The sequence below is a fragment of the Ignavibacteriota bacterium genome, from assembly GCA_016716225.1.
In the GTDB taxonomy this organism is placed as follows: Bacteria; Bacteroidota; Ignavibacteria; order Ignavibacteriales; family Melioribacteraceae.
Genome location: JADJWT010000001.1, coordinates 1,170,169 through 1,185,505, shown reverse-complemented (window position 1 = coordinate 1,185,505; position 15,337 = coordinate 1,170,169). Strand labels below are relative to the sequence as shown.

Sequence of the window (15,337 nt, the reverse complement as noted above, 5' to 3'; positions counted from 1 at the left end):
TTTCCGTTTTCTTATCTGTTAACAAGTGATAATTTTTTCTTGAATACTGGCTTTTTAACTTGGGCTTGCACAACTTCTCTCGATCTTCTATCATCAAGTTTAAATTGAGAAACCAAATCTTGAAGTTTTTCTGCAAGCTGACTTAAATCATTTGCTGCTCCGGCAACTTGCTGAATCCCAATTGCCGATTCTTGTGCTACTGTATTAATTCCATTTATACTTTTACTTATTTGTTCGGCGGTAGCAGATTGTTCTTCGCTTGCTGTTGCAACTTGACTTGAAATATCCAATACTTCATTTGATGATTTTACAATTTGCTCCATTGATGTTCCAGCTTTTACAGCTTCAACCATACCTATACTTACTTCACTATTTCCTTTGGTTATTGCTTCAACCGCATTTTGGCTGTTCTTCTGAATTTTAGTTACCATTTCTTCAATTTCATTTGTAGCTGTTGTTGTTCTTTCAGCTAATTTTCTTACTTCATCCGCTACAACCGCAAAACCTCTACCTTGTTCACCGGCGCGTGCAGCTTCAATTGCGGCATTAAGTGCAAGTAAATTTGTTTGATCTGCTATATCATTAATTACTTGCACAATTTCACCAATTTGTCCGCTGCTTTCACCTAGTTCAGAAATTATTTTGGAAGAATCGCTTACAACTTCTTCAATTCTTTTCATTACATTTATGGTATCTTCAATTACACCTTTTCCGGAATTAGCAAGAGTACCCGCAGTTTTCGCTGCATCATTTGTTCCAACAACATGTTGTGTTGTTTGTGTAATTGTTGCAACCATTTGTTCAACTGCTGTTGCAACTTCGGAAGTTTGTGAACTTTGTTCTTGCGAACCGGCGGCTAATTCTTCCGCACTTGAAGAAATTTGATTTGCGGCACTTGCTGTAGCGGCAACAGCATCGCTGATTTCAGTAAGTACATTTTCCAATGAATCACCAAGCGTATTTATACTATCTTTAATTTTTTGATGATCGCCTTTATAATCTTTTAATACACGAGATGTTAGATCTCCCCCGGCCATTTTTTCCAAAACTTCAGTACCATCTTTTACTGGTAAAATGACTGCATCTAACACCTCATTAAATCCGCCTATAATTTCTTTATATGCTCCTTGAAATTTATCTTCATCTCCTCTATTATCTAATTTTCCATCTTTTGCATCATCAATTAATTTTGTTGCTTCTCTTGATAAATCACTTATTTTTTCTCTTACAACTTCGTAAGCATCAATTCCAGCATGAGCTTTACTTAACATTGAATTAAATACTTTTGCCATTTCTCCAATTTCATCTTTTGAATTAACATCAATGTGTGTGGTCATTTTATTAACCTTTAGACTCAAATCACCTTTTGAAACTCCCATCAAACCATTGCCTAAATTTGTAATACAAACTTTCTCAAGATTTGTCATACCTTCTTTAACTATTGAAACCGGTTTAACAATTCCTTTGGTTAAAAACCAAGCAAAAACAATTACAAATAAAAGTGATGCGGCGCCAATAATTGATAACAAAAGAATAGAAGAATTATACGCTTCGTGAACTTCTTCTGCACCAATTTCTACAAGTTCGTTTTGGTAAGCAATTAAATCTGCAATTGCATCAAAATAATCATTTTGAGCAATTCTAAATTCTTTAAATAACATTTCTGTTGCTAATTCATAATTTCCGGCATCATATTCTTTTAATACTTTTTCACGAATTGGGAAATATTCATTTTTTCTAACATCATTAAGTTTTGCAAGTAGTTTTTTACCTTCTTCTGTTGTAATTGTTCTTTCAAAAATTTCTGTGTTTTTATCAACTACTTCTTTTGCATGCTGGAATCTTTTGTAAGAATCTTCTTTTGTTGCTTCATCTTTCCTTAAAAGTAAATTTCTTATCGCTCGTGCATTATCATTTACAACATTAATCATTTCATTTGCTTGAACTGTTTTGGGAAATCGGTCTTCCACAATTAGTGTTACGTTTTCATTAACAGAAGATAAACTGCTTAATCCCGAAAATATTACAATTCCTAATAACAATACAGTAACACCGAATCCTAATCCAAGTCGGACGCCAATTTTTAGATTGTTTAACATGAGAACTCCCTTAATTCTTAAGAATAATTCAGATATAATTTTGATTTATAATTTTTTTCTATGGTAAATCTTCGGAAGTGTAATTATTTGATTAAGGAATTTTGTTGTAAGCGGTTTTTTTTTGATGTAAATGAATAAATATTTTTGCTAATTAATATTAATCTGAGGGAATTTTAAATTGATGCTTACTTGATTATTTTTAGAAATTATTTCTAATTGAATATTGTATAATTTTACAATCATATCAACAATTGATAAACCCAAACCGTTTTCCTTTCTATTGTAGTTTGAATTTGTTACAGAGAACTCATGAATATTTTGTATTGATAATCCTTCTCCAATATTTTTAACACTTACAACGTAGTTATGATTGTTAGTAGTTCCGTAAATATCAATTGGAGTTCCCGCTGGTGAATATCTGCATGCATTTTCAATTATTTCTTGCATCATAATTTCAAAATCTCTTTCTTCAATATTTAATTTTGCCGGTTGAAAATTAATTTGTATATCATTTATTCTGTCTTTACAATCAAAACATTTTTGAATTTTTTGCAGACAGTTTTGTTTAGCTGGATTAACAAATTCAAGATCAAGATTTTTCCCGATATTTTTTGTGCCAAGTTTATATTCCGTATAGTTAACAAACTTTTCTATTCTGTTGTGAATTCTTAATCCGGAACTATAAACTGAATGAATCATTTCTTTTTTATCGTCATCGGAAATTTCATTATAATCATCTAAAAGCATTTGTGTATAACCTAAAATTGCAATTAGAGGAGTTCTTAATTCGTGTGGAACATAAAGTGAAATGCTTGTTTTAAGTTTGTCAAAATTATCATCAATTAATTTTTGTTTCCATAATCTTGTTTTAATTCTTTGAATAAGTTCATCGGCTTTGTATGGTTTTACAATATAATCATCAGCGCCAAGCTGCATTGCGTAATGCATGGATTCAACATCTGTTCTTGCTGTTAGAAAAATAAACGGAATGCTTTTTTCCAATCCCATTGTTTTAAGCATTTTAAAAAACTCAAAACCATTAATTTTTGGCATGATTAAATCAGTCAAAATCAAATCCGGCAATTCATTTTTTAAAATTGAGATTGCGTTTAATCCATCTTGAGCTTCCAAACATTTGTAACCTTCATATGTTAGAAGTTCAATAATGTTATTTCTTACGTGGGTTTCGTCTTCGACTACTAAAATTGTATCCATAAAAAAATAAATTTATTAGCTAATATCGAGAATCGAATTAGTGTTTCAATAAAATTTGTTGTAAATGGTTAAATTTTGTTTTGGTTGGATAAGATTTAGAAAGTTTATCCTCAAAAATTATCTCTATCATATTTTGATTGAGATTTCTCTTCCAATAAAAACATCGGAATCGAATTGACGTACATTTGTCATCTCGAAGGAACAAAGTGATTGAGAGATCTCACTAATAATTTCTGAGATTTCTCCCTTTGGTCGAAATGACAATTTTTATTTCTGTCATGTAGAATTACTTTTTGAAAAGACACTCAAAATTAAATTTTTAAGATATTTTAAAACTTTGCTTTTAAATTTGAGGCGTTCCTTCGGCTTATCAGATATGGCTCTTCATCGTTTTGTAGAAAAACTTTTAACATATTTGTATTAAATTTTTCAATCCTAGTAATAAAATCAGTGTTAATTATTGTTGATCTATGAATACGCATAAAAATTCTTTTTGGTAATATTTTTTCCCACTCGCCGAGAGATTTTCTTATCAGAATTGTTTTGTTATTATCCAAAAGTATGTTGCTGTATTGATTACTTGCAAGAATTGCTTTAATTGATGTAAATTTAATAATTTTATATTCTGTTCCAATATTTACAAATATTGAATCTTTGCTTTGTGAGCTACCAAATTCTGTTGTTTGTTTATCAACAACTTTTGCAATAATTTTTCTTTTCTTTTCAATTCTTAAATTAATTATTTCTAAAAGTTCTTCAGCTTTATACGGTTTGAATAAATAATCTTCGGCGCCTAAATCCATTCCTTTCCGCAGATCGGCAATTTCTGCTTTTGCAGTAAGAAATATGAGAGGAATATCAAAAGTGTTTTCATTTTCATTTAAAACTTTTTTTACTTCAAAACCGTCAATTCCGGTCATCATAATATCGCAAATTATTAAATCCGGTTGGTCTTTAATTGCTTTAAGAATTCCTATTTCACCATTTTCTGCATGAAAAACTTCAAATCCTTCTTCAATTAAAAGCGTGCTTAAATTATTTGATAAAACTAAATCATCTTCAATAATTAAAATTTTCGATTTCATAAAAATTAATTTTTACTTTGCATTTTTTTTAGGAATTAAAAGTGTGAATGTTGTTCCTTTGTTTAATTTACTTTCAACTTCTATTTTACCTTTGTGAATTTCTACATAGCTTTTTGCAATTGAAAGCCCCAAACCACTGCCGGCAATGGTTGAAACTTTGTTTGATCTGTAAAACGGATTGAATATTTTTTCTATATCAACTTCAGAAATTCCAATTCCTCTATCTTTAATTATAAATTTAATTTTACTTTTTTGTTCGGAAATTTCAAAATCTATTTCGCCATTTTGCGGAGAAAACTTTACTGCGTTAGATATTAAATTGCTTAAAATAATTTTAAGCAGACTTCTATCAACAAAATAATTTTTTTGTTTAAGCGTAAAACTGAAATTTAATTTTTGTTCGTTTGCCAAAATTGGTTCAAAATCTTTTGCAATGTTTTTGCAGAAAATTTCTAGCTCGGTATTTTCAGGATTAAAAACAATTTTACTATTTTCACTTCTGTTAAGTTTTAATACTTCTTCAAGCATTTGAGTTAAATGCTCAATTGAATTTTTAATTCTTTTGTAATGATCGAATGTTTTACTTTTTTCCCACTTATCAGAATATCGTTCGATAAGTTCAACAGAAGAATAAATTGAAGTTAGCGGAGTTCTGAATTCGTGAGAAACTGTTGACATAAAAGTTGATTTAAGTTGATTTAATTCTCTCTCTTTTTCTAATGCCGACTTAACTTTTGTTTCTGCTTTAATTCTTCTTGTGATTTCATTTTCTAATAATTCAGTTCTTTTTTTCACTAAATCTTCAAGATGAATTCTGTACTTTTCCAATTGCTGTTCAATCATTTTGGAATCTGTAACGTCTCTTAAATAACCTTTATACTGAAACAAAGTTCCTTCTTCATCAAATTCACTGATTATATTTCCAACAACAAAAATTCCTTTTCCATCTTTACGTTTTAGTTTTAATTCATAATTGTAAAGTTTTTTCATCTTTCCAATTGTTTTTATAAATTCATTATAACTTTTGTTTGATGAAAAAAGTGAATTAAAATTTGTGCGTAATGATTCTTCTAATGTTTTAAATCCTAACATTTTTATAAATGCAGGATTACAATCCAACATTTCTCCGTTTGGAGAAATAAGAAAATCGGCAGTTAAATCATCTTCAAAAAATTTGTGGTAACGTTCTTGGCTTTGCTGAATTTCTTTTTCGTGAAGTTTTCTTTCGGTTATATCCAATGCAAATGCATAAATATATTTTTTATCTTCAATTTCTATAACTTCGGCAGATAAGATTACATAAATTGGTTTTTTGGATTTAGTAAATAATAATGTTTCAATATTTTTAAGATAACTACTAGAGTTAAATATTAGATCATTCGTAGTTCTTAAAAAATCTTTATCAAATATTTCTAATGTTTCTACATCTTTCCCAAGAATTTCTTCAGGAAGAAATCCAAGTTTATCATAAAAGGTTTTATTTACTTCAATAATTTTTCCGGTATCAAATTCAGCCAATCCAGAAATTGCGGGATTATTATGAAATGCTCTTGCAAATTTTTGCTCGGAAACAATTAAATCAGAAATATCTTTGCTAATTTCAAAAATTGCCGGTTTGGCATTCCAAATTCCCTTTACAACGTGTGTTTCAACTTGAATTATTTTTTTATCTTTTGTTAATAAAGGAACCAAACATTCTTTTCTTGTGCCATCAAGCATTTCATCAATTTTAACAATTACTTCTTTTTCTCTATTCTTCGGATGAACAAAAGTAATATTTTTGTTAAATAATTCGTTTCGGTTAAAACCCAATCTATTTTCAACGGTTTCGTTTACTTCTATAATATTTTTATTTTCATCTAAAATGAATACAAAAGAATCTACTGTGTGGAAAAAAGTTTTCAGGTTTTCTTCACTAATTACTAAATTATTTTGAGATTTTTTAAGTTCGGTAATATCAACAGCAGTTGTGAAGTTGTATGTTTTATCTTCAATGTCTACAATTTCTGCGGTTAACAAAACATCGAGCGGAGTTCCGTCTTTTTTGTGAATTACGGATTCTACATTTTCAACAAATTTATTTTTCTTTAACTCATCAAGAGTTTTATCTCTAAAATCAAAATCTAATTTTACAACTTCTGAAGCACGTTTTCCAATTACTTCTTCGGGAGAATATCCGAGTTTATTATAAAAAGTTTTGTTTACTTCAATATATTTCCCGGTTTTCAAATCACTAAAGCCGCTTATTGCGGGATTATTATGAAATGCTTTTGCAAATTTATCTTCGGATAATTTTAATTTTGAAATATCTTTTGTAATTCCAAAAAATGCTGGTTTTTCGTTCCAAGTACCTTTTTTAACAGTGGTTTCAACGGGAATATATTTTCCGGATTTTGTTAATAACGGAATTGGACAAATTTCTCGATATCCTTCCAGCATTTCTCTAACAATTTCCAAAACTTCTTTTTCTTTTTCTGGCGGATGAACTGCCAAAACTGTTTTGTTAAGCAATTCTTCTTTTTTGTATCCTAATCTTTCCTCAACTGTATTATTTATTTCAATAATATTTCCATTTTCATCAAGAATGAAAATCAGTAAATCAACATTATTGAAAAATGTTTTTAAATTTTCTTCACTTATTTTAAGTTTTTCTTCCGCCTTTTTTCTTTTAGAAATATTTCTTGCAATACTTAAAATTGCTTTTTCTCCATGATACGTAATTATAGTTGATTGAATTTCAACCGGAATTAATTTGTTATTTTTTGTTAAATGAATTGTTTCAAAAAATTGAATTTTTTCAGATGGAAGTTTTTCAATCAATTCTTGAATTTCTTCACGCTTCAGCGAAGAATCAAAATCGGTTACATGTAATTTGAGCATTTCATCTTTTGTATAACCCAATGTTTCTAATGCCGAATCATTTGCATCAACTATTTCACCATTCATATTAATTACGAAAACCATATCCAGCATACCATGGATAATTTGTTCGTAATTTTGTTCACTAACTTTTAGATTTTGTTCAACATTTTTTCTTTCGGTAATATCTCTAGTGATTGAAAGAATACAATCATCATCATCAATCTTTATTACTGAAGCAGACATTAATCCAAATCTTATCTCACCACTTTTCATTTTAAATTCTGCTTCAAGGTTTTCTACAATTCCATTTGCCAGCAAAGTCTTTACTAATTTTTCTCTATCTTTCGGATTATTCCAAATGTTTAATTCTATTGATGATTTACCAATAACTTCTTTTTCATTGTAGCCCGTCATTTGTAAAAAATTGTCGTTTACTGATAAATATATTCCATCTTTTAGTCTATTTATATTTACCGCATCCGGACTTGTAAAAAATGCTTTTCTAAATTTTTCTTCACTTTGTTTTAATTCATTTTCTATTTTAATTTTTTCAGTAATATCTTCAACTGTAAAAATCATTCCTTTTGAATAATCACTTTTATCAACCGGCATTGAGCTTAACATTACATTTATTATTTCACCGGTTTTTCTTTTAAATTTTGTTTGAACACTACCAATACCATTACCTTTAATTTGATCGTATTTTTCTCTTCCAACAAAATTGTATTCTTCATCAGATGGATAAATAATTCTAGAATTCTTGCCCAACAATTCATCTCTTTCATATCCAATCATTCTACAGAAAAAATCATTTACTTCTTGAATTACTCTGTTAATAACCATTCCAATTCCAATAGGCGCGGCAGAAATAATACTTTTTAATTTTGCATCGGTTGTTTTGGAATTTGATGTACCGATTTTTTTGTTTGATGTTTTGCGGGTGGTTTTCATTTTATATTTTTAGTTTTTAGGATAAAGAAAACAAAATGTAATTATTGTTCAATATTTAATTATCTAAACAAAAATAAATATTTCAAAAATGTTAATCTATTACTAAATTTTTATTTATTTGTTTTAAAACATTTTTACTTAATTTTAATTCTTTATGATCAATTCCGGCTAAAGTTTCAAGCAAAGATTTTTCGGCAATTTTAATGCTTTCTTCTTTTATTGAGTTTGATTTTTCAGTGAGAAAAATTCCATTGTTTCTTTTATCAATATTGTTTTGTTTGCGTGAGATAAAATTATTTTTTTCCATATTGTTTAAAAGGCGGGTCATGCTTGTTTTATCTTTTGAAAACGCATCTGCAAGTTTTTGCTGAGAAATTCCGTCTTCATTCCACAAATATGTTAATACCGACCATTGCTGGGGTGTGATTTTTATTCCGGCTTTTTCAAAATCTAATTTTAATCTATTCTCAATTAATCTTCCGCATTTTACAATTATAAAACCAATTGATTCGTTGAAATTATATTTCATTTAAATTTCAGTTTGTGTGGAATTATGATTGGAAAAATATATAAAACTTATTGGTTTAGATAAAGAAATTTAAAGTCCGCTAAATGATTTAACGGACTTTTATATTATGCGTAAACTTCTCTTTTTACTTTTTGCGGATTAACTTTTTTAAATGAATTTTGCGAATGTGATTCTTCTCCCAAATAAAACATTTTTACCAATTCTTTTAATTGTTCTGTTAGTTGATTTAAATCTTCCGTAGCTCTTGCAATATGCTGAACTCCCAAACTTGATTCTTGACTAACCGTATTCATATTATCAACATTTTTGCTAATTATTTCAGCGGTAGCGGCTTGCTCCTCACTCGCTGTTGCAACTTGACTAATTTGTTCAATTACAGTTTCGGTTTTCACCATAATTAAATCCAAAGAAACACTTGCTTCGCTTGCATACTCTTTGCCTTTAATCACTTCATCTTTTCCTCTTCTTATTGAAACAACAGCTTTAGATGTATCTTCTTGAATTGTTTTAATTGTTTCTGCAATTTCTTTTGTAGCATTAATTGTTCTTTCTGCAAGTTTACCAACTTCATCTGCAACAACAGCAAAACCTCTTCCGTGTTCTCCGGCCCTTGCGGCTTCAATTGCAGCATTTAAAGCAAGTAAATTTGTTTGTCCGGCAATATCATCAATTACTTCTATAATTTTACCAATTTTATCACTGCTTGAACCTAGCAATTCAACTGCTGATGCAGCTTCGGAAACAATATTATTAATATTTTCAATTTCCGTAATTGTTTTCTTAATTACATTTCCGCCAGAAACAGCTGTTTGTCCGGCTTCTTTTGCAGAATCTGCGGCAAGAGTAACATTTTTAGTTGTTTCGGAAACTGTGATTGCCATTTCCTCAACGGCGCCGGCAACGTCTGCGGTTTGTGAACTTTGTTCTTGAGCTCCCGCTGCTAATTCTTCTGCATTTGTAGAAATTTGTGTTGTTGCAATTGCGGTTTCATTTATTGCTTGAGATAATTTAGAAACCAAATTTTTAATGTTTTCTACTGTTAAATTAAAACCGGAAAATAATCTTCCAATTTCATCATTTTCTTTTTCGGGTTTAATGCAAACTGTTAAATCTCCATGAGCAAATTTTTCCATTGCACTTAAAATATTTCTTGTGCTTCTTTCAAGATATTTTTCTTTTTCTTTTACTTCAGTTATTTCTGCAATTGATTCCATTGCTCCGATTATCAAACTATTTTCATTTTTAATTGGTGCGCCAGTATACATAATAGCTCTATTTTGATTTAACGATTCAGAAAATGTTTCTGATGTAATTGATTCATTTAATTTCATTGCTTTTACGCACGCGCAATTTTCCGTTTCACAATGTTGTGTTTTAAATAACGAATAACATTTTTTTCCAATAGCTTCACTTTGATTAATTCCAACAAAATCTGCAGCTGCTTTGTTTATATATTGAACATTAAAATCATTATCAATTATTTGAACGGGGGTTGGCAAATTTTCCAAATACTGAAGTTGAGTATTTATTTTTGCTGCCATATTTTTTAAACTAACGGAAAGTAATCCAAATTCATCTTTAGAATTTATTTCAAAATCTACTTTTTTATTTCCTTCAGAAAATTCTGTCGCTGTTTTACTCAAGTGATCAATCGGTTTTAAAATATTTTTATACAAAATAAAAGTTAAAATAACTGCCATAATTCCGGTAAAAATGATTATCACCATTACATTATTTAGCAGTGATGAATTCATTGCGTTTATTTCTTCCGTTATATCTTTATACAAAACTATATAACCAACTTCATTTTTTTGATAATCTAAAATTGGGAAAGTATACGATGCATAATCTTTTTCATTATTGTTAATTTTTTTTACTTCACTAGTAAGAATTTCATTGCCAACCAAGTCTTTTGTAAACTCACTTGAATAATCATAAAAAATTGTGTTGTTATTTATTACATCATTTTTTTCGGCTTTAAATCTTTTTGCTTTTTCAAATACAGATTTTTTAATACCAATTGCATATTCAACACCTAAAGCGCTATTAATACTTGTTAATATATTTCCAATTCCCAAACCAAATTCTATTGTACCTAAATACTGTGATTCATATTCTGCGGGATAAACAATTCTCAATCCGGGTCCGCCTCTACCAACTTCAATTCCGGAAACAATTTTTTTCTCTCTATTTGCCAAAACAACAGTTTCTCTAAATGAAGATAAATCATCACCAAATTGATCTGGCTGATGCAATCTTAAAAACGACGTTGCCGGTGGAGTATGAAATTGCAATTGATCAATATCATAATCTTTTTTAAGTTTATTGATATAAACATCATAAAGCATTTCTGTAATGCCTTCTCTATCACCATTAGCGAATTTGGATAATACCATTTTATCATTCACAATTAATTCCATGGCAATGGAAACGTCTTTAGTTTTTGATGCAACTTGATCGGAAAACATTTTTTCAAATACTTTAAAATTCGATTCAATTTTTGCGTCAAGATTTTCTGTAAGATTATTATAAGTAATTGCTGATAATAAAACCGTTAAGAGAATTGATCCAATTATTATTGGCGACGGTAATTTAAACTTAATAGAGTTGTAGAACTCTACTTTTGAGTTTGAACTCATTTTTCCCCCAAAATGATTCAATTGATATTTTTTTTGGTATTATCGGAAGGAAAAATATAATTTTAGATTAAACTAATTAAAAATGAAAATTTGTTGTTTTTAGCATTAATATAAATAATTAATAAATATATATTATTGCGAGAAGCAAAAATTAATTTTCATATGGATCAATTTTTATTTCTTGTTCCAAATAAAAAAATCTTTTATTGGTTTTAAACTTTTTCTGAATTTCGTAAGGGAAATCAATTTCTGTTGAAGATTTAATTTCTGTAAGTGAGTTTGTACCTTTTTTTATTTTTTTTACAACATCTAAACTAAAACGGAAAGTTACATCTTTTGTTAAAATTGCTTCTCGGATTATAAAATATTTACTTTTGGAATCCTTAATTATTTCGCGAATTTTTCCATCACTATAAAGTGCATTATCTAAAGTTGTTTGTTCGTTATATTCTCTTATTGCATTAATAATTTTTACTTCAACGGGAATTACATCTATTCTATCAAATTCTAAATTAAGCAAAGTTAATAATTCATTGGAAGTAAAATACATTCTTCCAACAATATCACCTTCTTCGCTAACTTTTTCTTTAATACTTGTAATGTCTTGAACAATATATTTTATGCCGTTTTCATCAATTCTGTAAACTTCACCGGGTCTTCCGTTAGTTCTTGATGTTGAAAACGGTTTAAAGTTTTTTAGCACAGCATTTTCTGGAAGCTGTTGGGCTTCTATTTGCAGAAATGTGAAAAGTAATAAAATTGTTCCGACTATTTTTTTCATATCAATTCTAATAATTCTAAAAAATTATCGAAAAAAACAGTCGGATTTTAAACTTATAAATTTTCTTAAATTCTAATTGAGATTGTAGCTAAATCCAATTAATACTTTTATTTGATATTGCGGCTGATTTATTGCTTTATCTGCATCTGAAAAAGAATAGCCATCTCTCGGATTAATATGTTCGCCATCCGGACTGTATGCTGTATCGTGACCATAAAGTGATTCAGATAAATAATAATCAAACCCAAAATTCATTACTAAATCTAATGATGGCATAATTCTAAAGAAATTTTCCGCTCCAACACCAATTCCCCATTGGTTGCTTGTAACATCAAAATCTTCGTTTCCTCCAACATAATTAAAATTTCCAACAAACATTACATAACGCGGACCGGCATAAAAATGGTTTCTTTTTAATCCTAAAAATGATGATTTATATAAAAAATCAAGACCAAATCCGTATGTTTTTCCGCTTTTTTCCGGAGTTCCGTTTGTGTTATCATTTATAAAAATTCTTCGTGCATCATAAGCATTTCCGGCATCTAAATAACTAACTCCAAAACTCAGTTTAACAGAAAATGGAAAATCTTGTGCAAAATTTGTTGCAAGGAAGTTTAAATTAAATCCAACTCCGTTTGTCATTCCGGCTTCAAATCCGCCGTAGAATTGTGTTTGTCTAAATGTTGAGTTTTGTTCTTGAGCAAATAAAATTGAGCTTATAAATAAAAGACAAGTGATATATTTTTTCATTTTAATAACTCCAAATGATTTATTTACTTTGTTATTATGCTAATTTTATACCAAAAATCTATTTTTTCAAATTCTGCGAATTTTGATTTAAATCACACGTTGACTTAAAATGAAATGTACTTTTTGGAGAAATTATGTTAGAAAAACGTAATAATTACATGTAAAAATGTGAGACAATTTATGAAGGGAAAAGTAAAAAGTGCAACGAAAGAAAAAAATTGTTTAACTAAAATTGTCATTTCAAATCCGCTGAAAGTGGACGAGAAATCTCAAAAATTATTTTGTAGATTTCTCTGTTATTTCATTCCTTAGAAATGACAAATGATTCCTTTTTGAATTAGCAAAAATGAATGTTTTTTTCCTTTTTTAGTAATTTATTTCTTTTTATCCTGCACAAAATCTAACGAAATTGAATTTACACAGTGCCTTGTGTTTTTTTCAGTAAAACCCTCACCAAAAAAAAAGTGTCCTAAATGTCCGCCGCAATTATTACAAATAATTTCCGTTCTTCTTCCATCGGCATCGGGAATTCTTCTTACTGCTCCGGGAATTTCATCATCAAAACTCGGCCATCCGCAGTGCGAATCAAATTTATCTTTCGATTTATAAAGTTCCGCATTACACTGTTTGCAAATGTAAGTTCCGGATTCTTTATTATTTGTAAACTTTCCCGTATAAGGCATTTCTGTACCTTTGTGCAAAATTACTTTTTGTTCTTCGGGTGTTAATTTATTTAGTTTCATTTTATTCTGTGCATTAATGTTTGTTAAAAATATTGTTAGCGAAATCAAAATTATTAACTTTCTCATTTCAAACCTATCTTGTATATATTTGTTGATTATAAAAATCATTCACAACATTGTTCCAAAGTTTTACGGAAAAATATATGATAAAGATATTTTATAGAATAATTATAGCAACATTCACAATTTTTTCGATTTCATGCAATTCAATTAATTATACCAAACCTCAAAAAGATGTTTTAACAAAATACACTGAACTGAAAATATTTTATTCTGAAGAAGTTTCCGATTCATTTTACTTATATATCCGCGTTCCAAAAAATTATGAAAATGAAAATAAAACTTATCCCGTTTTGTATTTATTGGATGGAGATATTTCATTCAATATGGCAACAAGTATAGTGCGTTATCTTCAATACGGAAATGATGTTCCGGAAATTATAATTGTTGGAATTGGTTATGGCTCAATGATGAACGATGAAAAAATAAATTATCGAGAGCGCGATTATACGTTTTCCAAAAATGATTTATTCAAAAAATCCGGCGGCGGAATAAGGTTTTTAAATTTTATTAAAAATGAATTGATTCCTTTTATTTATAAAAATTACAAAACTAATGATGTTAGAATTTTAAATGGTTTTTCTTTGGGCGGATTATTTACAATTTACACTTTATTAAATGAAAAAAGTTTATTTAATGGATTTATTGCCGGAAGTCCGTACTTAAAGAGTGATATTGAAATATTATCAAAAATTACAACTGGATTTGAAAATTTTGATAAAAAACTTTTTATAAGTTACGGTGAATTAGAAAGTGAAATTGATTATAAAATTCCCATAAATAATTTAGTTTATAAAATTCAACATAAAGCAATTGTCGATAAAAATATTAAATTGCAAATTTTTGAAAGTGGAACACATTTCACAACACCAGCAGATGCTTTAACATACGGATTAAAATTTATTTTTGAAGAAAAGTAATTACTTAAATTTTAGATGTTTTTGTCATGCCAAATCACATTTTAATGAAACATCTTTATTTGAAATTCGGAACTTTGTCGGAATGAAAATTTTTTGCTTTTTACTTTTGAGTTTTAACTTTTTTTAAACCAAACTCACATCAAAAACCGAGGCGCCTTTAATTTCTTCTTTAATATTAAACTCACGGATAATTTCTTTAATTGTTCTAATTTCGGTTTCGGCCATATATAATCTGTGTTTAAGCAAAAGTAAACCAGTAAAAGCAACAGATCTTTCTCTTTCCAAATGTATAATTTGGGTTTTAATTTCGTAAGTAGAAATCTCCAAATTTTCCAATTTAATTTTTAACTTTTGAAGAATTTCATCTTTGCTTAAGTGATGAAGCAAAACTAATGCAATATCAAATTTAGATCCGTCGGGATCGTTTTCTTCCAAATAATTTGAAATTGTATTGTGAAGTTCAAACTCGCCTTCTGCGGTAATAGAGTAAATTGTTTTTTCAGGAAAACTTCCCTCGCGATGTGTTTCGCCTTTAATTAATCTTTGTCTTTTTAATGTGTTAATTGTTGCATAAACTGTGGAATCAGCAATATTAAACCATTTTCGTAAATTAAGGCTGTTTAACATTTTGGTAATTTCATAAGGATTTCTTTCCTTTTCGTAGAGAACTCCTAAAATTAGTGTTGAAATTTTTGATAACATT

At 28.7% G+C, this 15,337-nt stretch carries 11 protein-coding genes; 1 reads left to right on the top strand and 10 read right to left on the bottom strand.

Annotated features, from left to right (window positions below; genetic code table 11):
* Window positions 1–11: 11 nt before the first annotated feature.
* The 9 genes from IPM32_05050 to IPM32_05010 form a co-directional block, all read right to left on the bottom strand.
* Window positions 12–2,099: an MCP four helix bundle domain-containing protein gene (locus IPM32_05050; GenBank protein ID MBK8944624.1), complete on the bottom strand. Its 2,088-nt coding sequence runs from the start codon at window positions 2,097–2,099 to the stop codon at window positions 12–14.
* Between the two features lie 147 nt (window positions 2,100–2,246).
* Window positions 2,247–3,314 carry a response regulator gene (locus tag IPM32_05045; GenBank protein ID MBK8944623.1) on the bottom strand — a complete coding sequence of 356 codons (1,068 nt, stop codon included), beginning with the start codon at window positions 3,312–3,314 and terminating at the stop codon, window positions 2,247–2,249.
* A 329-nt stretch (window positions 3,315–3,643) separates the two neighbouring features.
* Window positions 3,644–4,399 (bottom strand): response regulator, encoded by a 756-nt coding sequence (locus IPM32_05040; protein MBK8944622.1) that lies wholly within the window; start codon window positions 4,397–4,399, stop codon window positions 3,644–3,646.
* A gap of 12 nt (window positions 4,400–4,411) precedes the next feature.
* Window positions 4,412–8,212, bottom strand: a complete 3,801-nt coding sequence (locus tag IPM32_05035; GenBank protein ID MBK8944621.1) for a PAS domain S-box protein — start codon at window positions 8,210–8,212, stop codon at window positions 4,412–4,414.
* Window positions 8,213–8,303: 91 nt separating this feature from the next.
* Window positions 8,304–8,741, bottom strand: coding sequence for a MarR family transcriptional regulator (locus IPM32_05030; GenBank protein ID MBK8944620.1), 438 nt, complete (start codon window positions 8,739–8,741; stop codon window positions 8,304–8,306).
* A 104-nt stretch (window positions 8,742–8,845) separates the two neighbouring features.
* Entirely contained in the window at window positions 8,846–11,380 is a 2,535-nt protein-coding gene (locus IPM32_05025; GenBank protein MBK8944619.1) for a HAMP domain-containing protein, read from the bottom strand.
* 151 nt (window positions 11,381–11,531) lie between these two features.
* Complete coding sequence (locus tag IPM32_05020) at window positions 11,532–12,161, bottom strand: hypothetical protein (GenBank protein ID MBK8944618.1); 630 nt, start codon at window positions 12,159–12,161, stop codon at window positions 11,532–11,534.
* 72 nt (window positions 12,162–12,233) lie between these two features.
* Window positions 12,234–12,911: a hypothetical protein gene (locus IPM32_05015; GenBank protein MBK8944617.1), complete on the bottom strand. Its 678-nt coding sequence runs from the start codon at window positions 12,909–12,911 to the stop codon at window positions 12,234–12,236.
* 374 nt (window positions 12,912–13,285) lie between these two features.
* Window positions 13,286–13,654: a methionine-R-sulfoxide reductase gene (locus IPM32_05010; GenBank protein MBK8944616.1), complete on the bottom strand. Its 369-nt coding sequence runs from the start codon at window positions 13,652–13,654 to the stop codon at window positions 13,286–13,288.
* 143 nt (window positions 13,655–13,797) lie between these two features.
* On the opposite strand from IPM32_05010, the gene IPM32_05005 reads away from it, so the two are divergent.
* The gene (locus IPM32_05005) at window positions 13,798–14,634 is read left to right on the top strand and encodes an alpha/beta hydrolase (GenBank protein MBK8944615.1); all 837 of its coding nucleotides are present in this window, start codon (window positions 13,798–13,800) and stop codon (window positions 14,632–14,634) included.
* Window positions 14,635–14,757: 123 nt separating this feature from the next.
* Here the strand turns inward: IPM32_05005 and IPM32_05000 are convergent, their stop codons facing one another.
* Window positions 14,758–15,336 carry a PadR family transcriptional regulator gene (locus IPM32_05000; protein ID MBK8944614.1) on the bottom strand — a complete coding sequence of 193 codons (579 nt, stop codon included), beginning with the start codon at window positions 15,334–15,336 and terminating at the stop codon, window positions 14,758–14,760.
* Window position 15,337: the final 1 nt, after the last annotated feature.

What these genes read in the sequence shown, in the direction of transcription:
- IPM32_05050 (MBK8944624.1), bottom strand. Translation starts at nt 2,099, where the DNA reads ATGTTAAACAATCTAAAAATTGGCGTCCGACTTGGATTAGGATTCGGT.
- IPM32_05045 (MBK8944623.1), bottom strand. Translation starts at nt 3,314, where the DNA reads ATGGATACAATTTTAGTAGTCGAAGACGAAACCCACGTAAGAAATAAC.
- IPM32_05040 (MBK8944622.1), bottom strand. Translation starts at nt 4,399, where the DNA reads ATGAAATCGAAAATTTTAATTATTGAAGATGATTTAGTTTTATCAAAT.
- IPM32_05035 (MBK8944621.1), bottom strand. Translation starts at nt 8,212, where the DNA reads ATGAAAACCACCCGCAAAACATCAAACAAAAAAATCGGTACATCAAAT.
- IPM32_05030 (MBK8944620.1), bottom strand. Translation starts at nt 8,741, where the DNA reads ATGAAATATAATTTCAACGAATCAATTGGTTTTATAATTGTAAAATGC.
- IPM32_05025 (MBK8944619.1), bottom strand. Translation starts at nt 11,380, where the DNA reads ATGAGTTCAAACTCAAAAGTAGAGTTCTACAACTCTATTAAGTTTAAA.
- IPM32_05020 (MBK8944618.1), bottom strand. Translation starts at nt 12,161, where the DNA reads ATGAAAAAAATAGTCGGAACAATTTTATTACTTTTCACATTTCTGCAA.
- IPM32_05015 (MBK8944617.1), bottom strand. Translation starts at nt 12,911, where the DNA reads ATGAAAAAATATATCACTTGTCTTTTATTTATAAGCTCAATTTTATTT.
- IPM32_05010 (MBK8944616.1), bottom strand. Translation starts at nt 13,654, where the DNA reads ATGAAACTAAATAAATTAACACCCGAAGAACAAAAAGTAATTTTGCAC.
- IPM32_05005 (MBK8944615.1), top strand. Translation starts at nt 13,798, where the DNA reads ATGATAAAGATATTTTATAGAATAATTATAGCAACATTCACAATTTTT.
- IPM32_05000 (MBK8944614.1), bottom strand. Translation starts at nt 15,336, where the DNA reads ATGTTATCAAAAATTTCAACACTAATTTTAGGAGTTCTCTACGAAAAG.